General features: G+C 68.3%; 19 protein-coding genes and 1 pseudogene. 10 read left to right on the top strand and 10 right to left on the bottom strand.

The annotated features are described in order from the left end of the window. The first annotated feature begins 110 nt into the window (after window positions 1-110). The 5 genes from RYH79_RS15490 to RYH79_RS15470 all read left to right on the top strand — a co-directional run bounded on the left by RYH79_RS15490 (window position 111) and on the right by RYH79_RS15470 (window position 4299). Window positions 111-362 carry a hypothetical protein gene (locus tag RYH79_RS15490; RefSeq protein ID WP_370900699.1) on the top strand — a complete coding sequence of 84 codons (252 nt, stop codon included), beginning with the start codon at window positions 111-113 and terminating at the stop codon, window positions 360-362. A 340-nt stretch (window positions 363-702) separates the two neighbouring features. Beyond that, the gene (locus RYH79_RS15485; protein WP_370900697.1) at window positions 703-921 is read left to right on the top strand and encodes a DUF8028 family protein; all 219 of its coding nucleotides are present in this window, start codon (window positions 703-705) and stop codon (window positions 919-921) included. Between the two features lie 284 nt (window positions 922-1205). Further along, window positions 1206-1958, top strand: a complete 753-nt coding sequence (locus RYH79_RS15480) for an ABC transporter ATP-binding protein (protein WP_370900694.1) — start codon at window positions 1206-1208, stop codon at window positions 1956-1958. Beyond that, complete coding sequence (locus RYH79_RS15475; protein ID WP_370900692.1) at window positions 1951-3570, top strand: hypothetical protein; 1620 nt, start codon at window positions 1951-1953, stop codon at window positions 3568-3570. Before RYH79_RS15480 ends, RYH79_RS15475 begins: the two co-directional genes overlap by 8 nt. Before the next feature lie 120 nt (window positions 3571-3690). Next, on the top strand, window positions 3691-4299 hold the full coding sequence (locus RYH79_RS15470; RefSeq protein ID WP_370900689.1) for a VOC family protein: 609 nt from the start codon (window positions 3691-3693) through the stop codon (window positions 4297-4299). On the opposite strand, the gene RYH79_RS15465 is transcribed toward RYH79_RS15470, so the two are convergent. The 4 genes from RYH79_RS15465 to pspAB form a co-directional block, all read right to left on the bottom strand. Next, window positions 4300-4725 (bottom strand): hypothetical protein, encoded by a 426-nt coding sequence (locus RYH79_RS15465; RefSeq protein WP_370900687.1) that lies wholly within the window; start codon window positions 4723-4725, stop codon window positions 4300-4302. Between the two features lie 77 nt (window positions 4726-4802). Next, a complete protein-coding gene (locus tag RYH79_RS15460; protein WP_370900685.1) occupies window positions 4803-6368 on the bottom strand; it encodes a sulfatase in 1566 nt (521 codons plus the stop codon). A gap of 49 nt (window positions 6369-6417) precedes the next feature. Further along, window positions 6418-7896 carry an alpha/beta hydrolase gene (locus RYH79_RS15455; RefSeq protein WP_370900683.1) on the bottom strand — a complete coding sequence of 493 codons (1479 nt, stop codon included), beginning with the start codon at window positions 7894-7896 and terminating at the stop codon, window positions 6418-6420. Window positions 7897-7963: 67 nt separating this feature from the next. After that, the gene (gene pspAB / locus RYH79_RS15450; protein WP_370900681.1) at window positions 7964-8566 is read right to left on the bottom strand and encodes a PspA-associated protein PspAB; all 603 of its coding nucleotides are present in this window, start codon (window positions 8564-8566) and stop codon (window positions 7964-7966) included. A 90-nt stretch (window positions 8567-8656) separates the two neighbouring features. Between pspAB and RYH79_RS15445 the strand changes: the two genes are divergently transcribed. Together RYH79_RS15445 and RYH79_RS15440 are read left to right on the top strand one after the other, a co-directional pair. After that, on the top strand, window positions 8657-9307 hold the full coding sequence (locus RYH79_RS15445) for a potassium channel family protein (protein ID WP_370900679.1): 651 nt from the start codon (window positions 8657-8659) through the stop codon (window positions 9305-9307). An 86-nt stretch (window positions 9308-9393) separates the two neighbouring features. Continuing rightward, window positions 9394-9597 carry a hypothetical protein gene (locus tag RYH79_RS15440; RefSeq protein ID WP_370900677.1) on the top strand — a complete coding sequence of 68 codons (204 nt, stop codon included), beginning with the start codon at window positions 9394-9396 and terminating at the stop codon, window positions 9595-9597. Between the two features lie 4 nt (window positions 9598-9601). Here RYH79_RS15440 and RYH79_RS15435 read toward each other — a convergent pair whose 3' ends face one another. Then, on the bottom strand, window positions 9602-11584 hold the full coding sequence (locus RYH79_RS15435) for a hypothetical protein (protein WP_370900675.1): 1983 nt from the start codon (window positions 11582-11584) through the stop codon (window positions 9602-9604). A gap of 179 nt (window positions 11585-11763) precedes the next feature. Between RYH79_RS15435 and RYH79_RS15430 the strand changes: the two genes are divergently transcribed. Beyond that, complete coding sequence (locus RYH79_RS15430) at window positions 11764-12273, top strand: hypothetical protein (protein WP_370900673.1); 510 nt, start codon at window positions 11764-11766, stop codon at window positions 12271-12273. Between the two features lie 4 nt (window positions 12274-12277). Further along, on the top strand, window positions 12278-12934 hold the full coding sequence (locus tag RYH79_RS15425) for a hypothetical protein (RefSeq protein ID WP_370900671.1): 657 nt from the start codon (window positions 12278-12280) through the stop codon (window positions 12932-12934). A 62-nt stretch (window positions 12935-12996) separates the two neighbouring features. Here the strand turns inward: RYH79_RS15425 and RYH79_RS15420 are convergent, their stop codons facing one another. The 4 genes from RYH79_RS15420 to RYH79_RS15405 form a co-directional block, all read right to left on the bottom strand. Next, window positions 12997-14571, bottom strand: coding sequence for an anaerobic glycerol-3-phosphate dehydrogenase subunit C (locus RYH79_RS15420; protein ID WP_370900669.1), 1575 nt, complete (start codon window positions 14569-14571; stop codon window positions 12997-12999). Next, the gene (gene glpB / locus RYH79_RS15415) at window positions 14568-15917 is read right to left on the bottom strand and encodes a glycerol-3-phosphate dehydrogenase subunit GlpB (protein WP_370900667.1); all 1350 of its coding nucleotides are present in this window, start codon (window positions 15915-15917) and stop codon (window positions 14568-14570) included. Before glpB ends, RYH79_RS15420 begins: the two co-directional genes overlap by 4 nt. Then, window positions 15904-17721, bottom strand: a complete 1818-nt coding sequence (gene glpA / locus RYH79_RS15410) for an anaerobic glycerol-3-phosphate dehydrogenase subunit GlpA (protein ID WP_370900664.1) — start codon at window positions 17719-17721, stop codon at window positions 15904-15906. The genes glpB and glpA overlap by 14 nt, the downstream gene beginning before the upstream one ends. 78 nt (window positions 17722-17799) lie before the next feature. Continuing rightward, on the bottom strand, window positions 17800-18300 hold the full coding sequence (locus RYH79_RS15405) for a creatininase family protein (RefSeq protein ID WP_370900662.1): 501 nt from the start codon (window positions 18298-18300) through the stop codon (window positions 17800-17802). Between the two features lie 126 nt (window positions 18301-18426). Here RYH79_RS15405 and RYH79_RS15400 point away from each other — a divergent pair. Continuing rightward, window positions 18427-19668: pseudogene (locus RYH79_RS15400) on the top strand (RNA-guided endonuclease InsQ/TnpB family protein). 7 nt (window positions 19669-19675) lie between these two features. Here the strand turns inward: RYH79_RS15400 and RYH79_RS15395 are convergent. Further along, on the bottom strand, window positions 19676-20023 hold the full coding sequence (locus RYH79_RS15395; protein WP_370900660.1) for a creatininase family protein: 348 nt from the start codon (window positions 20021-20023) through the stop codon (window positions 19676-19678). Window positions 20024-20236: the final 213 nt, after the last annotated feature.

Here is a 20236-nt window from a genome sequence, read left to right as displayed (position 1 = left end):
CGAACTCCGGTAAGGCCCGGCGGGGTTTGTCGGCGTCGGTTCCGCCCAGCGGGACCGTATCGGCGGTCGAAACCCAAACATCCGAGTGTGTCCGTCCCGTGGTTTCCGGTGTGAGCACCGAGACGTACGTCTGCCCGGAGTGTACGAGCACGGTCGAGCGAGCCTACAGCGTCAAGTACGTGGTCCGGACCTGCGACGAGTGTGGCCACAACGGCCGGTTCCTCCACGAGTCGCTGACGAACGTGGTGTACGACGTGCCCGAGGAGGAGCGACCCGAAGACTGGGCCGACCAGCCGTTGGACGAGCGCTTCCGACACGCTCTGGAGGAGGGGCTGATCGACCGCACCGACCTCGACCTGTGACGACGGCCGAGTGACGCTCACACCCGGGCCGGCGTGTCGGCCGCGCCGTGCGAGCCGCGACGGTTCTCTCGTTCCTCTGGCGACGACCAGTGACCACGGTCTGCCGACGGAGCACTGCCTGCCGACGAGACGTGTAGAGACGGGCGTGTAAACTTTCTCGGCGGTTCTAAAACTGTCTCGAAGAGTCACGACTCCGGCGTGAGCCGGGCGCGAACGGACGCGAACGGTGGAGTGTGGCCGCGAACGGACGCGAACCACGCCGAACGGACTGGCGGCTATAGGTGGCTACCGCTCCAGGGGTCGAGTGGAGCGACCACCCGTGTCGACGAACCACTCACCCGTGTCAGCCAGCACCGTTCGCCAGTCCCTCCCGCCGGTCGACGCCGACACGCTGCTGGATCCGGTCAGAGCCGCCGCGTTCTGGACCGGCACCCTCTCGCCGGCCGCACACCTGTGGCTGCTGGTCGGCGGGCTCGGCGCCGGGGAACTGCCGGCGTTCCTCGCGCTGCTGGCTGTGAACGTCGTCGGCCTCGTCGCCGGTCGCGGCCACGCCGACTGACCGTCGCTCCGGCCCAGTGTCCCCGGGCGCCGGCCCTCCGACCCACACCCCACGCACCACTCCACCACGGCCCTCCGACCCACACCCCGCGTACCACACCGCCACAGTCTCGCGCAGCGGTCCCTCCGCCCCTCTCCGGCCCACGCCCCGCGTCGGCCCACGACACTCCGCCCGTTCTCGCCGTCCGTCGGTCACAACGCCGCTCACGCCGTCGATCAGTCGTCGCGCCGGTGGGGTGGCGACGGGGCGGCGGATTTACGTCTCCGGGTCCGATACCGAGGGGTATGTCTGGCGGAGGGGGGCCGGTGGTGGAGACCGAGGGGCTCCGGAAGGAGTACGGCGAGACGGTCGCGGTGGCGTCACTCGACCTCTCGATTCCGGCCGGAGAGGTGTACGGCCTCCTGGGCCCCAACGGCGCCGGTAAGACGACGACGATGCGGTTGTTGGCGACGCTCGTGGCGCCGACGGCCGGCACGGCCGAAGTGTGTGGCGTCCCCGTCACCGACCGGCGGGCCGTCACCCGCGAGGTGGGGTTCCTCCCGGAGGAGCCGCCGTTGTTCGAGGAACTCACCGGTCGCGAGCAGTTGGAGTACGCGGCCGGTATCCGCGGGCTGTCGGTCGACGCCGAGGCCGCACTGTCGGCGGCGGGGCTGGGCGACGCCGTCGACCGCCGCATCGAGGCGTACTCCACCGGGATGGCGAAGCGGCTCGGGCTGCTCCAGGCGACCGTCCACGACCCCGCGTTGCTCATCCTCGACGAGCCGACGAGCGGGCTGGACCCGCGTGCGGCCCGTCGGGTGCGCGAGACGATCCGGACCGTCGCCGGGCGCGGGACCACCGTCCTGTTGTCTACACACGTCCTCCCGGTGGCGGAGGCGGTGTCCGACCGCGTCGGCGTGTTCGTCGACGGTCGGCTGCGGGCCGAGGGGCCGCCGACGGAGCTACGAGACCGCCGCGAGGACCTGGAGGACGCGTTCATGCGGCTGACCGACGACCACGCCGGCGCCGGGCCGGCGGCGCTGTCGACGAATGACTGACGGACGGCGCGACGACGCGGGGTTCACCCCGGAGACACGCCCCCGACGGCGACGGCTGCCGCTCGGGGCCGCGACCGCGGTGTTGGTCGCTCGAACGAACGTCAGGCGGGCGCTCCGACGGGCGCTGGCGCGACCACGCCGGACGGGGCTCCTCGTCGTGTTCGTCGTCGGGTCGTGGGCGAGCCTCCTCCTCGACGGCTCCGGCGGTCCGCCGGGGCCGGGCGGGTTCGACACCCTCTCGGACGCCGTCGCGTTCGGCACCTACGCCCAGGGCGGTGCCGCGGTCGCCTGGCTCGGGGCGGTCGTCCTGTCGGCCGTCGGCGCGACCACGCGGCTGGCGGACGTGGACGGGGCGTCGTTGGTCGTGCCGGCGGCGGGCGTCCGGGCGACGTTCTTGGGGACGCTCGCGGCCGAACACGCCCGGCGGTTCGCGTTCGTCGGGCTGTTGGCGGCCGCGACCGTCGTCTCCGTCGCCGTCCGGGGCGGGGGGGTCGCCAGCCTCCCGACCGGCGGGGTCGCCGCGCTGTGTGTGTTCGTGACGGCCGAGCTCGTCGGCCACGTCCTGGCGCTGACGTGGGTGGAGACGACCGGCGGCGACGTGTTCTCTCCGGGGGTGCGGCTGCTGGCCGCCGGCGCGGCGCTGATGGGGGCGACGCTGCTGGCGCTCAGACTCGACACGGTGGTGACCCTGTTGGCCGAGACGCCGCTCGGGTGGTACGGTGACCTGTTCCTCCTGGGGACACCCGCGTCCGGTCGCCCGGCGTTCGCCGCCGCCGCCCTGCTCGGGAGCGTCGCCGTCGCCCCGCCGTTGTACCTCTGGGCCGAACGGCTCGCTCGGCGGACGTGGTTCCGCGACCCGCCGGCGCCGGGGGCCGGCGGGAGCAGAGGCGCGGCCGTCGCCGACACCATCCTAACCCCGTTCGCCGACGAGCGCTCGCGGGCGGTCGCCAGGCGGGTGTGGCTCCAGACCGTCCGCCGACCGAAGACGCTCGTGTTCCTGGGCATCCCGTTGTTGTTCGCCGGGACGGTTCTGGTCAGCGGCGACTACCCGCCGGCGTTCCCGGTGGTGCTCGGACTGTACGGCGCGTGGGCGGCCGGCGTCGGGACGACGCTCAACCCGTTGTCCAGCGAGGGCGCCGGACTCCCGCTCCTGCTCGCCAGCCCGCTCGCGGGCGGCGGGGTCGTCCGCGGGTACGTGCTCGCAGCCGCCAGCGTCGCCGTCCCCGCGGTCGCCGGAACCGTCCTCGTCGCGGGGCCGTTGGCGGGGTTCGGCCCCGGGGTCACGCTCGCCGGCGTGGTCGCCGGCGTCGGGCTCACCGTCGGCACCGCCCCCCTCTCCGTCGCCATCGGCGTCGGCGTCCCGCGGCTCCGGGGGTTGGGGCCCGCCGACGCCGAAGGGCCGCTCACCCCGTCGAAGACCGCACTCGCCGTTCACTCCGTCGCGGTCGTCGCCCTGTCGCTGCCGTCGGTCGCCGGGGTCGCCCTCGCCGCCCGGTTCGGCCCCGCCGCACTGTGGCTGGGGGTCGGCGCCACCGTCGCACTGGCGGCGCTGGGCGGCGCGGTCGGCTACCGCTACGCCGCCGCTCGGTTCGGTTCTCTGACACTTGGGTAGTAGAGTGCAACCAGCTTCGACAGCGTACTGGACGGCTCGGGCGTTACTTGGCGGAGTGGTACTACTTGGTGCGGCGCGTGTCTCGCGTGGAGCTAAGTGGTTCCCGCCCGTATCAGACGTGTGAGCGAACCCGAAGTCTCCGCCGACACACCAGACAGCCTCCTCCAGACGACCGGCACGGACCACGTCACTCTGATCGGGTCGAACCCCGACGAGACGGTCGCCTTCTACCGAGACGTGCTGGGTATGTCGCTCGTCTTGCGACAGCCGAACCTCGACCGCCCGGACGTGACCCACCTGTTCTTCGACACCGGCGACGGCCGGCTCGTCACCTTCTTCGTAGAGGAGGGCCGCGAGTCTGCCGACGAGCAACGGCCCGGGACCGGCGCCGTCCACCACCTCGCCTTCCGGATCGACCACGAACGGCTCCCGGAGATCAGAGAGCGACTGACCGACGCCGATCACGGGTTCAGCGAGTACGACCGTGGCGCCTTCCACGCCCTGTACACCGAAGACCACAACGGACTGACGATCGAACTCGTCGTCGACAAGTACGCCATCCCGGACGACCGTCGTGGAGAGGTGCTGGCGTTGGCCCAACAGAAGCGTCTCGCCGACGGCGCGGAGTACGCCGAAGGGGAGTACGTCGAGGCGGCACTGTCGGAACTGGAGATCGAAGCCGAACGACGCGACCTCCCGTCGGTCGCCGCCGGCCGCCGGGTCGAGTAGCTACTCCGGGACCGATCGACTCCGCTGTGCGACCTGTGTCGCCAGCCCCGCCAGCGCCATCGCCGCCTCGCGGGGAGACAGCTCCCGGTCTGCCGACCGGGTGTCGAAGCCGACCCAGCCGTCCTCGTCCGGGCCGTAGCCGAACTCACCGGGCACGTCCAGTTCCCACATGAGGTGGAGCCGGTCGTGGTCGCCCGGCACCCTGACGAAGCCGTAGAACACGTCTTCCAGCCGGCCGAGCTCGCAGTCGTAGCCGTCGTGTTCGAACGCCGTCACGAGCGCCGCACGGTGATCCACCGCCGACACCCGCCGGGTCGCGTCCGCCCGCTCGCCCTCGTGGTCCGGCGGCTCCTCGGGCACGTCTCGTGTCGCGTCCAGTGCCGCCGACTCCTGGCGGCTCCGGTTGTCGCGTTCACGGTCGGTCACTGACACACCTCCGTGTCGCCCGGGCGAGCGGGTGTCACGGCCGCGTTACGGCGTCCGCCCGTAAGAACGTCCGGGGCTCACTCCACGTAGCCGAGATCGCGGAGCCGTTCTTCGGCCTCGTCGTCCATCTCGTCCAAGGAATCGTCCGTCACGTCCACGTCGCCCGGCTCCGTCCAGGCACCGCCGACGGCCTCCTCGAACGCCGACAGCCGACGCTCCGTCTCCGCGAGCCGCTCGTCGCCCGTGCCGACCAGGTTCTCCGTCTCACCGGGGTCGTCGTCCAGCCGGTACGCCTCGTCTTCCACGCGAGTGATCCGGACGTACTTGGCGTCCGTGGCGCGGGCGGCCCGCATCCGGGAGTAGAACCGCGACTCCTCGGACAGCGCCACGCCGCCGGCGCTCGCCTTCTCCTCCAACTGCTTCAGCTCCACGATGGGGCGAGAGTACTCCACGAAGCCGTACGTTCCGTCGGGGCCCGCCGTCTGGCCCGGGTCCGGCTCCGTCGCGTCCGCGAACGAACGGTAGTCCGACGACAGCAGCGACCGTGTCGGGTCCAACGGGACGCTCTCTTCGTCCGGTGCGGCCGGGACGCCCGCCTGCACGTCCAACGTGTCCAGGACGGTGTGGTAGAGGTCGATCAGCTCCACGGTGTCCGTCCGGCGACCGCCGTCGAGCTCCGGGTGTTTCACCAGCAACGGGACGTTGACGAGCTGGTCGTACAGGTTGAACTCGTGACCGTAGAACCCGTGTTCCCCGTGGAGCTCCCCGTGGTCGGCACAGACGACGACCGCGGTGTCGTCCCACCGTCCCGTCTCCCGGAGCCAGCCGAACAACCGGGTGAGCTGGTCGTCGATGTGGGCGATCTCCGCGTCGTACAACCCCTCGATCGCCGCCCACTCCGACTCGTCGATGTCGTACGCGCCGGCGTTGAACTCCTTGGAGTTCTGACACACCTCCGTGGAGTCGGCCCCGGGGGCGAACTCCTCGGCGTACTCCGTCGGCGGGTGGTACGGGAGGTGGGCGTCCATCAGGTTGACGAAGGTGAACCAGTTGTCGCCGGCGGTCTCGGCGTCCCGGACGAACGACTTCGTGCGGTCGATCACGGCCGGCGTCTTCGAGTCGGCCCCCTCGCCCGAGGCCAGGTACTCGTGGGCGACGTTGCCCAGCGAGACGAGCTTGTCGGCGACCGCCCGCAGCGTCTCGTTGTCGTTCATCGTCTTCCAGATTCGCGCCAACGGCCCGGACAACAGGTCGCCGGGCATCACCTGGAAGAAGTTGTCCTGGTCGTCGAACCCGTCCGTGAGGTGGGTGTACGGCGTGATCCAGGCGTTCGAGGAGTAACACGCCGTCGCGTACCCCTCTCGGGACAACGACTCCGCGAGCGTGGTTGCGCCCTCCAGGTACGGGTTCTCCTGGTCTGCGCCGTGGCCGCTCGGGTACATCCCGGTGAACAACGAGGCGTGGACCGGGAGGGTCCACGGCGCCGGCGCGACGGCCTGCTCGAACACGGTCACGTCGTCTCCGGCGACGAACTCGTCTAACCCCGGCGTCGTGTCCGGCTCGTACCCGTACGGACCGAGCCGGTCTTTCCGGACCGTGTCGAGCACGACGAAGAGGACGTTCTCCGGCGACGGCTCACTCATGTGCCACGGGTCAGTGTCCGCGAAGATACGTCTTCTGGTCTCTCAGCGCTCACCCTCTGTCCGTGACGAACCCGGCGACGTCCACGATCAGCCGCTCGGCGACGTGCGTGTCCGGGACGAAGTACTCCTGTCTGGTCGCCTTCCCCGTCGACGGCTGGAAGAGGTGGTTGAGTTCCGGGTAGGTCGTGAACTCCACGTTCGGCTCGCCGTCCAGCGCCGACCGCCACCGTCGGAAGTCCGCCTCGCGTGTCACCTGCCAGTCCTGTCCGCCCTGTGCCACCAACACCGGCACGTCGAGCGCAGCCGCCGTCTCGGCGTGGTCGTACTCGCGGAGACTCCGGTAGTACTCGTCGCCGCCGAGTCGGGCGACCACCTCGTCGTCCTCGATGTCGAGACTCCGAATCCGTTCGGCGACGGCCCGTGTCCGGTCTAACTGCTGCCGTTCTGCGTCCGTGACGGTTCCGTCGAGCCGTGCCAGGTGCCGTTGTTGTGCGACGATCGCGTCGGCGATGGGGCGCGTCGGGCCGGCCGCGAGCAACACCACCCCCGCGACCGAGTCGGCGCGCGTCGCGATCCGCGGGGCCAGCAGCCCGCCGAAGCTGTGGCCGGCGACGAACACCTCGTCGACACGATCGGTCGAACGGAGTCGGTCGACCGCCGTGACCGCGTCGTCGGTGGTCACGTCGTCGATCGTGGCGTCCGCGAGCGCCACCTCGCAGGCGTGTGTCCGTTTGTCGTACCGGAAGACGGCGACACCACGGCTCGCCAGTCCCCAGGCGAGATCTTTGAACGGCTTGTTCGGGCCGACCGTCGCGTCGCGGTCGAGCGCACCGTTCCCGTGGACGAGCACGACCCCCGGGACCGTCTCGCCCGCGGCGTCTGCCGTCGGGAGCGTGAGCGTCCCCCCGAGCGAACACTCCCCCGGGGCGTCGAGCGTGAGCGTTCGTTCGGTGAACGACGACTCGTCGGCGTACGCCGGTGCCGTCCACTCCGCTCGCTCTGCGGGCCGAACTCGGAACGCCACGATCCCGCCGTCGCGGAAGCCGACGACGAACCGCTGTCGGCCGTCGGCGAACTGCCCGACGGCCACGACGAGCGCGACCCCCTGTGTCTCGCCACGGTACTCCGCGGTGGTGAGCTGTCGGTAGGAACCGACCGACTCCGTCACCTGCTGCCAGCCGTTCCGGAGACGCTGCTCGCTCAACGCCCCGGCGACACTCTCGGCGACTCGGTCGTGTGCGGCGGCGAACGCCCCGTCTGCGAGCAGTTGGACGAACGCCGTCGCCCGGTCCGTCAGCGCGTTCGGATCGACCGGGGTCGGCGACGTGTCGGAGGGAGTCGCGGTCGACGGCGTGTCGGTGAGGGTCGGCGACGTGTCGGATGGAGTCGTGGTCGACGGCGTGTCGGTGGCCGTCGAGGTCGTGGTCGTCTCGTCCGTCGTCCCGCTGCAGCCGGCGAGCGTGGCGCCGCCGGCGGCTGCCACGGCACGGAGGAGGCGACGCCTGTCGGGGTGCGGTCGTGAACCCATGCACCGGGGCTGGAACGGCGGCCGAAAGAAACAGCAGTCCGGGTTTCACCGGGTGTAACGCCGTCGTCTACTCCCACGGGTGTCCGCCTCGACGGTCCGGCCACAACGGGTACCAGTACTCCTTGTCCGGCTCCACCGTCAGTTCGCCGTCGAGGACGGACTCCAGTTTGAACTCCAACTGTTTGTCGTGGTCACCGTTCCGCGGCGCGAACGGGTAGTACGCCCCTCGTCGGAAGGAGTAGATCCAGTAGGCCCGGTCGCCGTCGCGGGCGAAGCCGAACACCGCAGCCAACAGCCGGGAGCCGTACCCCCGTTCGACGAGCGTGTCGGCCGCGAAGTGGATGGAGGTGACCAGGTCCTCCTCGTCGCCGTCCTCCAGGACGACCCAACTGTAGCCGTTGTCGTCCTCGTGGAACCGGAACTCCGTGCCGGTCTCCTCTTCGCCCGCGTGGAGCAGGTCTGCGATCTCGTCGACGGTGTCGGCGAAGTCCGTCGAGTCGACCGACGAGAAACACAGCGCCGCCGCGCCGACGGAGTCGAAGTCGAGGTCGGCGTACATCGTGACGTAGGCGGTGCTCATCCCGAACAGGTCCTCCGGGTCGGCGTCCCGGGTCGCGTCCGCCTCCGCCCGGATCCCCAGGGCGGCTTTCACGCTGTCGAACAGTCCCATACCACGACGGTCGTGTGCGAACGTGAAAAGTCGCGCGGGAGCCCCACACGACCACACGGCTTTTTGTCTGGTCACGTCGTCACTGCCGGTATGCGCGTCATCATCGCCGGCTTCGGACGGGTCGGGTCTCGCACCGCACGAGTGTTAGACGAGGAGGGCCACGAGGTGACGGTCGTCGAGCGGGTCGCCGAGAAGGCCGACCGCGCCGACACCCGCGGCTTCACCGTCGTGCGCGGCGACGCCACCAACGTCACCGTCTTGGAGGAGGCCGGACTGGCGTCGGTCGACGCCGTCGCCGGTCTCACCGGCGACCCGACGACGAACTACGACGTCTGTTCGGCCACCGACGACTACGGCTGCCGGACGGTGATGCGGCTCTCGGAGGACGTGCCCGACGAGATCTACGAGGAGTACGAGGCCGCCGTCGACGAGGTGATCTACCCCGAGCGGCTGGGTGCCGCCGGCGCCAAGACCGCACTCCTGGGCGGCAACTTCAACGCCATCGCCGAGCTGACTGCGGATCTCCAGCTCACGACCGTCACCGTCACCGAGGAGGCCCCCGTCGCCGGCCGCCGCGTCAACGACGTCGAAGTCGAGGGCGCGCGGATCTACGCCCACGGCCGCGAACGCGAGCCGCTCACGATCCCGCTGCCCGGGACGGAAGTGGAAGCCGGCGACCGGCTCGCCGTCGTCGTCGAGGGCGAACAGGTCGAGGCGGTGCGGGAGGCGCTGCTGGGCTGAGACCCAGTTTGGTGACTTCTCCGAACAGTTCAAAAACACTTTCCAAAACCAAAAACAATAAGACATAAGCAGAGCACGCCACTGCTGTGCTCAGAGACACTGCACACACGGCGGCTGGAACACTCGCTCGACACCCTCGGCTCCTCCTCGTACTCGTCGCAGTGACGCTGCTCGCAACGCAGACCGCCATCGCGGACCCGGGAACAACCGAAGTGGTCACACAGACGGAGTTCCCGGGGGCCTCCACTGACGAACTCGGGTACGCGAACAAGGGGCCCAGTAACCCCTGAGAGGTCACAGGTCCACTGCCTCCGGCCACCGAAACTTCCCTTCGAACACGACTGGACTGTCGAGTTCGTGCAGTAGCTCTTCGAGTTGCGGTCTCTCGACTCGTACCGTCCGACCGTCTCCAACGAGCCACGGCCGCTCGCCGATTCCGAGGTACTGTGTCAACCCGACCCCGACCGGCTGATCGTAGTGAATGGTGAACAGGTAGCCGTCGGTATCGCTGGAGATCTCGACGGTAGGCGGAACTAACGCGTCGGTCGAGGTGATCGCGTACGTCCCGTCGCCGACGGTGAGGTAGCCGGTCTCGCCGTCGGCGACCGCCGCCTCCGCTCGATCGATGGCCTTTGCGACCGGCCACCCGTTGGCGAGCAACCGGGCACACTCTCGCCCGGCAGTCCGAGCGGGACCGGTGACGACCCGTCTCGTCGTTGCCACGCCAGCGACGGCACCCCGTTCCACTAGCGTCTTGGCCTCCTCGACGGAATCACACGCGTTCAGGACGAACGACGACATCTCTGTCGTCGGGACGGTCTCGACTGGGAGCCGTTCGTCGTCCACACACCTGAGGCCGGTGTCGTCGCAGTGACCGACAAAGTGGAGATGGTCCGTCTCCTCTCGGATCACGGCCGCGAGTTCGTCTGGGTCGAGGTTCTGGTGGAGTTCCGTCGACACCGTCGTCGTATCCGAGAGACCACGGTACAGTGCACAGACCTCTGTGGCCTCGACATCGTTCTCGTGGTTGTCGACGACGACGACGGCCAACTCTGTCGCGGGGGTCGGTCGGCGCTCGAACGCCGCCGGAAGGAGCTTCACACCACCGATCGGGACGCCGTCCGCGAGCCACGCGTGTGTCCGTTCGGGACCAGTCTCGGGATCGATCCTCTCGGTGTCCAGCGCGGTGTGCTCCGTCCAGTCGACGACACCTGGGGGATCGTGTGGTTCGTGTGGCCCCGACACCGCAGTGACGATCGGGAGCCGTTCTAGCGTGTCGATTAGCGCCGAGAGTCGGTCGAGCGTCGGTTCGACAGACACGCCGTAGTGCCACTCCGGGAACTCGTCCAACGGTACTCGGCCGTCGGACAGCCGATCGAGGTACGTTCGGACTCGTGCGGACATGGACCGGTCGAACAGCCGTTGGGCGTCGAGACCGAGGTCGGACAGGATCGAGAGACTGTCGAGGGGCTCGGGTTCGTGCGGTCCGGCACACCGAGCGAGACAGTCAAGCCAGAACACTGTCTGGAGCACACGCCCAGGACCGATCGGTTCCAAGAAGAACTTCTCGCCATCGGCGACGACTCGGGGGGCCCCGTCGTCTGTCCGGACTGTCGCGCCGAGGTACTGCGCCAGCGGTGCCACTGTGGCGAGTCGGGCGAGTGACCTCGGAACGCGGATCTCGACACCCGTCCCGGCACGACGCAACGACTCGGGCACCTCCTCGCAGTCTGCCCACTGGAGTCTGGCCGGCGGAGAGCGAGCGTTCGGGAATGTCCGATCGGGAGACACTGTCGTCGTCGTCCCGTGGACCGTCGACAGCGCCCGCGCGAAGCCCTCGGCGGAGCGGGGAACCTGGACCACCGGGCGGTCGTGTACGGCTGCCGACTGGAACGACACGCCGACCGATCCTCGGCCGCGGAGTCCGACAACAGTCCGTTCTCCAGCCGTCGAGATCGACACGTCACCGTCGGTGTCGACGACGAGAATCTCGACTCCGACGGTGCTGTCGACTCGGATCCGGACCGGTGCCCGCGTTCGGACGAGTGGGGTGTCGTGTCCACCGACCTGTCTGCTCTCGCCGTCCCTGTAGATGACGGTGTACGCGTTCGGGAGAGTGAGACGTCGGACGCCCCCAGTCCGGTCGAGCCGTTCGTCCCCGTCCAACGACGATGTGGCTGGGACCGGTCCCGGCTGCCAACCGTCGACACCGACGGCCACGCTGTGACCGCGCTCGTCGGTTGCGATCAGCCTGCCAGCCTCCAGTCTGACCTCCACGCGCTATCTACTCTCTCCAGCCTATTGACGTTTTGTCTGTACTCTCGGTATTTCCTCAGTCACCTGTCAATCGGCTATTATCGGGAAGATACAACCGCTAACGCCCTACACAGAACTGTGCAGCTGTTTCCGAAAACAATTTACCAGAGGAGGAGCCATACGAGGACAGGAACAAGAGTATGATCGGTGGTATCCTCGGTGACAGCGATGTCATCGAATCGCTGACTGGTAGGAATGATTACGAGGAGTTTACGTTACTGTTGTTGTACGACCCTCCGGAGGAGAACGGCCCAGACCGGATGCCCGGTCCGTTCACGCTGTCGCTGGCGGCGTTCGTGTTCGACAGGAAGTACGAGCTCGTGACACAGCATTCGGCACCTTTCGAGTTCGATTCTTCCGACCGTGGTCCCTCAGATCCAGAACTGGAGGAGACGGTCGATAGTCTCGTCAGTCAAGGGCTCGTATCCCCGCGTAAGGGGGATGACGACCGCCCGTACGACAACATCAGCTACAAACTGACCCCGAAAGGAGAGGCCGAAGCCGCCGAACTGTACGACTCAGTTTCAGAGCGCGTCCAAGGGGAACTCGCCGATATACGTCACAGCGCCGTCGAGGAGATGTCTCACTTCGTTCTCGACGCACACACGTTGGGGCCCGATCTCTTCGACGAGCCACTGATCCGAACCTGACCGAATGGAGCCGTCGATTGACTCCCTTCGGATACTGGGCGTTTCGCTGTCTCTCGTCGCTATCTGCGTCACTTTCGTGTCGAAGGCACCTAATCCGAGAGAGGAGTTCAGGCTCAAAGTTGAGGACGACCTCGACGACAAGTTCTCCGAACGGGTCGAGCGCCTCGCCGAGAAGACGATCGAAGTGGCCAGCTACGAGGCGAACGACGACGGGGAGATCGATGTCGACAACGGCGGTGCCGTTGCGAAGGTCATCCGTGGTGGCCTCGACCGCAGCTATCTCGACAGCGAGTCGCTCGGACAAGGCGTTGAAAAGGATGTCGCGGAGGTGCAACGAGCTGTCAGGGACCTGCTCCCTACTGTGAGGTGGGCAGAACAGTGTTACGAGGTCTGTTGCAAGGCGTACTGGACCACCGTACGACTCGCCGTGTTGATCGTGGTTGTCGTCCTGTTCGGTGTACTAGGCATCGCCGTCCCGGTCGTCTACGACGGACCACTTCCCAGCTGGGTCGGGCCACGGCTGTCCGAACTGACTACGTTTGCGGGGCTGATTGGCCTGTTCGTGGCGGTGTTGGCTGGCGTAGTTTTCCTCTTAGCTCGTGACAAATTGAAAAAATTTCTCAGGCAAGCAGAACTCATGGAACAAGCGGAAGAAGACTGAGCCGGGTTCGGGTCACCCACCGACGGCGAGTGAACGGTCGGTGGGGGCGGGAGTCTCCTGGCTCACCCCACCAGCGCCTCCTCCAACACCTCCACGGGGTGACGGATCTCGTAGCCCGTCCCGTGTTCCATCTGTGACGCGCAGGTGGGACACTCCGTCATCCCGGTCTCGGCGGGCGCCTCCTCCATCTCCTCGAACATCTCGGCGCCGATCTCCATCGAGTACTCGTACTTCTCGGCCTTCCAGCCGTAGGTGCCGGAGATGCCCGAACAGGAGTCACCCACGTCCGTGACGGAGACGCCGTCTAACTCGCGGAACGTCTCGACGGCCTGGCGGGCCAGCCCCTGGTTCCGGGCGTGACACGGGGCGTGGTAGGCGAGTTCGCCCGTGTCGGTCTCCGAGTCGGCGACGGCACCGTCGAGATCCTCGTGGATGCGGAGGTACTCCAGCGTCTCGTAGGTGTGAGCCGCTAAGTCGTCGATCCCCTCGATGTCGAACAGCTCCGGGTACTCCTGACGCAGCGACAGCGAACAGGAGGTACAGGAGGCGATCACGTCCGCGCCGTCGGCGATGGCGTCCGTCAGCTCCCGGACGTTCGTCTCGGCGTGGCGGCGGGCGTCCGACAGCATCCCGTTGGCGAACATCGGCGTGCCGGAGCACTTCTGCGGGGGCACCATCACCTCGTAGCCGAACGACTCGAACACTCGGACGACGGCCTTCCCCACCTCCGGGGTGTTGTAGTTGGAGTAACAGCCGTGGAAGTACGCGATCCGTTTGTCCGAGTTCGACACCTTCGCGCCGCCACGCTCCTGCCACCACTCCCGGAACGTCTGGGTCGCGAACTCCGGGAAGTCGCGCTCGCCCGCGACCCCCAACACCTTCTCACCGAGCCAGCCCACGCCCGGCAGGCTCGTCACGGCGTTGGCCAGCCGCGGCACCTTGCTCGCAGCCTCCGCGAACAGACGGTAGTTCGAGAGGATCCGGTTGCGGACGTACTCCCTGGAGAGCTTGTCCATCTGTTCTGTGACGTACTCCCCGCGGGCCTCGTTGTGCATCTGCGACAACGGAACGCCGGACGGACAGGCGTCGTCACACCGCATACAGTTCGAACAGCCCGTGATCGAGTCGTCGATGTCGGCGTCCTCCTTGCGCTTGAGCCGCCACTGCTCTGGCCCCTGGAACTTCGGCCCCGGGAAGTCGTCGTCCACCTCCGCGACCGGACAGGACGTATCACACGACGTACACTTGTAACAGGAGTCGGCACCCTCTCGGAGGTCGAGGTCGCCGCCGGGGAACACGTCGACGGGGTCGTACTCCCCGGGGTCCAACGGGTCGGCAGCGCCGTCGGCGGCGACCTCACTCCCGTCCGGCAACGGGTCGTCGTCCGGCGACAACGGGCCGTGGTCGCCCAACGGCCACGAGTCCGACTCCGTGCCGCCGTCCGTCGCGGGTCGGGCCGCGTCGCTCGCGTCACCCGTGTCGCCCCCGGTCGTGTCGTCGTACGTCCCGTCGTCCGGGACGAACACCGCCGGCTGTTCGTCCCGCCCCTGGTCGGGGACGCGCGGCTGGGGGTCCGTCGTCCGGTCTGCCCCGTTCGTCTCGCTCGTCTCGTTCGTGTCGGATGTGTCGTCGGTCATGTTGACTGCTCCGTGGCGTCGGCGGCGAACTCGCCGGCCGCGTAGCCGGTCGCCAGCGAGACGCCGCTGGCCGCCTTCTCTCTGGCCACGTCCGCGCCGCCGAGCGTCGCGCCGGCGACGTGGACGTTGGGGTACTGTACCGTCTCGTCTGCCGCGAGCGGCCGGAGGCGGTCGTCCGTCGCCACGCCGAACCGGGCGTACGGCTGGTCGCCCAACGGCTCGTCGACGAACCAGTCGTACCGGTCGTCCGGGTGGGGGACGTGACAGCCGAACGCCGGCTCCCGCACCGCCTCGCGGTCGCTGTCGACCCCCTTACCCACGAGCCCGCCGGTCGCCAGAACGTACGACTCCGCCGCGTACGGCACGCGTTGGTTCTTCCGCTCCACCAGGACGTGGTCGACCCGGCCGTCGTCGCCGCCGGTGTCCGTCACCGTCCCGACGACCGGGTTGCCGGTCTCGAACCGCACGCCCGCCTCGTCTAACGCCTCGTACAGCCGGTCTTCCAGGCGCATCCCCGGGAGGCTCGGCGGCGTGCCGGGCACCTCGAACACGTCGACACCCAGTCGCTCGGCCAACTCCGTCCGGACCGCCTCCGGGTGGTCGTCGCCGAGGAACGCCGGGAGTCCGACCCGGGCGGCCGACGCCCCGGGACCGCCGGCGTCGTCCAGGTGGGGTGCGACGGCGGCCGCCAGCGCCTCCCGGGCCGGCGTCGCGGCGCCGTCGCCGTCCTCCAACGGCTCGTCGCGGTCCAACGCGGTCGCCAGCCGCGTCAGCGACGCGTCGACGGCGAAGTCGGCCGCGAACGACACCTCCGCGCCCGCGACCGGGAACGGGACGCCCGAGGCCCGGAGTCCGTCGGCGACCACCCGGGCGTCGTACCCCGTCAGCGACCGCAGCCCGACGATCAGCGTCGGCCGCGCGTCGCTCGCCAGCCCGGCCGCGACGGAGGCCGGGTAACGGGCCGTCGGCTTCACCGTCCCGCCGACCGTCGGGACGAGCGCGTTCCGATCCGTGTGCTCGCCGCGGTAGCTGTCGCCGGTCGCGTCGTCGAACGTCGACAGCCCCGCTCGGAGCGCGTCGCTCCCGACGACCGACAACGGGTGGTCCGCCCGTAGGCGGTCGATCCCGTCGTACGGCGACTGCAACGGCCCCTCGTCGTCGTCCGCGTCGGCCGCCGACGCCGACGGGACGTACCCCAGGGCGTCGATCAGCCCCGAGGCCTGCCGGAGCGTGCTCGCTTTGTGGGACACCAGCCGCACGTCTGCGCCCGCGCGAGCCGCCGACAGCGCCGCCGTCACTCCCGCCAGCCCGCCGCCGACGACGAGCACCTCGCTACTGATCGCCACTTCGACCCCCGTCCGTCGCCACACTCGTCTCGCCGGACGAGGTCGCCGGATCACCGGTGCCGTCGTCGAAGGCGTCGAAGTCGATGCCGGTGTCCGGCTCGCCGCCCCCGTCCGGGCCGTGGTCGCGGTTCATCGTCGTCGCGTGCAGCATGTGCGACAACGCCGCCTGCGACAGCTGTTGGCCCCACAGCGCGTGACGCTGCCCCTTCCAGCGCTCTCGGTACAGTTCCGACAGCGCCCCGCGGGTCGTCGCCGCGTCGAACGGCTCGTACAGTTCGTCTGCGATCCGGTGAGCGCAGAAACAGCCCTGACAGTTGCCCATCGAGGCCCGGGTGCGCAGCCTGATCGCGTTCGGGTCCGCGCCGGCGCCGTCGATCGCGTCCTGCACCTCCGCCCGGGTGACACCCTCACACTCGCAGACGACCGGGTTCGGGTCGACCGACGACAGCACCTCCTCCGTCCGGGAGCCCAGCCGGTCTGTCGACCGTCGGGCGACCGGCGACCGCAGCCCGAACGCCTCCTGGTACTCCCGGACCCGGTCGCGACCGGCCGCTCCCTCGGAGCCGGGCAACGGCCGGTCGGCCGTCACACAGTCCGCGTCCACGCCCAACAGGTCACAGACGTGGTCTGTCACCGACTCCGCCATCATCCGGTAGGTGGTGAGCTTCCCGCCGACGACGGTCGTCAGCCCGCCGACGCCGTCCCGGTCGTCGTGGTCCAACAGGAAGTAGTCCCGAGTGATGTCCGTCGGGTCGTCCGTCCCCGTCTCCGGCGGCTCGTAGAGGGGCCGCACCCCCCAGAACGACCGGAGCGTCCGGGCGTCCTGGAGCGCCGGGACGAGTTCCGACAGCGTCTCGATCATCAGGTCCACCTCCCACTGTTCTTCCGGGTACTCCGCCGGATCGTCCACCTCCTCGTCTGTGGTTCCGAGAATACAGGCCGTCTCGTGGGGGACGACGATGTCCGCGTCACCCTTCGGCCGGCAACGGTTGATCACCGTGTCCACCTGCCGGACGTTCATCACCGTCATCACGCCCTTCGACGGCCGGACGGCCACGTCCAGACCGGCCATGTCGGCAATCTGGCCCGACCACGCCCCCGCAGCGTTGACGACGTGGTCCGCGTGGATCACCTCCGTCGCACCCGGACCGACACCGGCGTTGCCGGGCGTGTCCCGGCGTTTGCCCGCGCCGTCGCCGTGTTCGATCACCACACCACCGACGGCGCCGTCCTCAACGAGGAGGTCCGTCACCGTCGCGTGGGTGGCGACGCGGGCGCCGTGTTCCTCCGCGTCGGCCGCGTTCGACACACACAGTCGGAACGGATCGACCGCTGCGTCCGGCACGACGATCGCCTTCTCTACGTCGCGCGCGAGGTACGGCTCCCGGCGACGCGCCTCCTCGCCGGAGATCACCTCCGCGGGGATGTCGCAGGTGCGACAGCCCTCCAGCTTCTCCTGGAAGTACGACTCGTCGTCCTCCGGCCGTTTGACGAACATCCCGCCGGTCTCCTCGACACAGTGGGTGGCGATCTCCCGGAGGACGCGGTTCTCCTCCATACACTCCCGGGCGCTGGCTTGGTCGGCGACGGCGTACCGACCGCCGCTGTGGAGCAGCCCGTGCATCCGGCCGGTCGTGCCGTGTGTGAGGTTCCCCTGTTCGACCAGCGTGGTCTCGACGCCTCGTAAGGCCAGGTCGCGGACGATCCCGGTTCCGGTCGACCCGCCGCCGACGACGACCACCTCCGTCTCGGTGACGTGGTCTGCCCCGCGATCGTCCCCGTTGCCCGCCGGCTCTGTACTCATGACTGCATCGTACCAGTGGACAGAGTGTTATTCATCCTTTCGCCCGTCACAGGGGATTTCAGCGGCTCGCAGCCGCCGTCACCACCCGTCTTCGACGTCTGCCCGTAGCTTCGAGAGGATCTCGCGGGTGGTCTCGGGGACGATCTCCGACAGCAACGCCGGGTCGCTCGCGGTCGGGTCGCCCAGCCCACCCTGTTCGGTCACGTCGTCGAAGTACCGGTAGGTCGTCGTCTCGGGGAACTCCCGGGTCTGTTGGGGGCGTTTCTCCGTCTCGCGGACGAGATCCGGCCGGAACAGCTCGACCACGCTCGTCTCGTGTTCACCGGCGTGGCCCCAGTCGTCGCCGAACGCCGCCTCCAGCCGGTCGCGGGCGAAGTCCGTCCAGTGGACGAGGTGGGTCGTCAGGTCGTGGTCGCGGCCGAGTCGGTCGACGGCCAGCGACAACGGCTCCCGGTTGCCGCCGTGACAGTTGAGGAGGATCAGTCGCTCGGCGCCGTGTTCGGCCAGCGACGCGCCGACATCGACGATCGCGTCGCGGTACGTGTCCTGTGACAGCGTCACCGTCCCGGGGAAGTTCATAGCTGAACGAGGCGGAAACCCACCCCTTCAGAGGTGGGAGGAGCCCGACACACGGGAGAACCCAACCACCATACACCGACAGACCGACCCCAAACATATACAAATGAGTGACTATCTAAACTGTATATGGAAGTGCGACGGACTGTCCCAGTCACGCTCGACGTGGACAGTCGAGATGCTGCACTTCTGGAAGGCACCGTCGACCAATTCCTCTGGGCAGCACAGTACGTCACCGACCACGCTTTCCGCGGCGAATACGTCACGACCAGTGAGGCCACCCTCAACGACGAAACCTACCGTGAGGTTCGGGAGGCTACTGACCTCCACTCGAACCACGTCCAATCGGCCCGCAACTAGGCTGCCGAAGCGTGCAAAGGCGTTGTCGAACGCTGGAAACAGGGAAAGAAGGCCTCGAAACCACAGTTCAGTAGTCCGGACCTCGTCTACGAGTCCAGAACGGCCACCTTCCACGACGAGTACGTGAGCCTCGCCACAGTCGACGGGCGAATCGAGGCCGACTACGTGTTGCCCGAGAACGCGACGGACACGCCACACCAGAAGTACCTGTTTGACGACGATTACGCCATCACCAGCGCGGAACTCCACCGACAACACGGCGAGTGGCAACTTCACGTCTGTTGCACAGCAGACGTGGAGATCGACACGTCGGCAGAGGCAACACCCGGGAACGGAACGGTTCTCGGGGTTGACCTCGGCGTGGACACCCTTGCCGTCAGTTCAACAGGCACGTTCTGGAGTGGAGACGAGTTCGACCACTGGCGCAGAGAGTACGAGAAGCGCCGGGGTGACCTCCAAGAGTGCGGAACGCGATGGGCGCACGGGAATATCCAGTCAGTCGGACGCAGAGAGGAGGGTCGGTTCACACAGACGCTCCACGGTATCAGCAACGAACTGGTCGCAGAGGCTCGTGAGAACGGCTGTACGGTGATTGCCTTCGAGGACCTGACCGACATCCGAGAGCGGACAGGGGCGTCGTGGGGCCACAAGTGGGCGTTCGACCGACTGTACGAGTACGTCGAGTACAAAGCCGAAGCGTACGGGCTGCGTGTCGAACAAGTGAACCCGAAGAACACGTCACGACGGTGTTCCGAGTGTGGGTTCACTCACCCTGACAACCGGGAGGGAGCGCAGTTCGAGTGTTTGAACTGTGAGTACCAGAACGACGCGGACTACAACGCAGCAAAGAACATCGGTTTGCGGTATCTCCGTGGCACTCAAACTGAGAGCGACGGAGGCGCACCCGTAGGCGTGCGCTTGAACAGCGGGACGTTGAACGTGAACGGCGACTACTCGCCTGTCGATGGCTCGGCCAGAACGGGAGTCCACGCTGAAAGCCCACTCGCTTAAATGTGGGTTAGCTTACATGATGCTCCGAGTAGCCGTACGAGAACACCGGGAGCCGGACGAGCCGGAGACCCACCTCGCTCGCAGCGTCGACCAGCTCCGCCGAGAGGTGGTCCGCCCGGAGGCTGTCCACCGACATCGGGAGGTGGGTGGCGTGTTGTTCGACGCTGCCGGTCGGGAGAACGGCCGCGTCCGCCGTCAGGAACGCGTCGCCCGCCGCCTCCCAGGTCATCCCGTAGAGGTCGTCGTCCGTCTCCGGTCGCTCGCCGGTCGTGCCGACGCGGTCGCGGAACCCCGTGGCGTCGCCGGTCTCGTCGCTGCTCGTCTGCTCGGTCTCGTCGGGTTCGGTGTCGTTCACACACGTTCTCGACACCGACGGGAGGTAACTCGTCGGGAACGGGCCGGACTGACCGGCGCCGCCGTTGCCTCGCCCGGCGGGTCGGTCGACGCGGAGACGGTCGGGGTGTAGACGAGGGCCGGCGCGGCATCGAGGGTTCGGTGACTCGTCTTCGCGGAGAACACTGCGACAGTGCTCGGCGCAGAGACGACATCGGCCCTGTCGAGGTGGGTC

The sequence above is a fragment of the Halobaculum sp. MBLA0143 genome, from assembly GCF_041361465.1.
Taxonomy (GTDB): Archaea; Halobacteriota; Halobacteria; order Halobacteriales; family Haloferacaceae; genus JAHENP01.
This window is presented reverse-complemented; position numbering and strand designations above follow the sequence as displayed.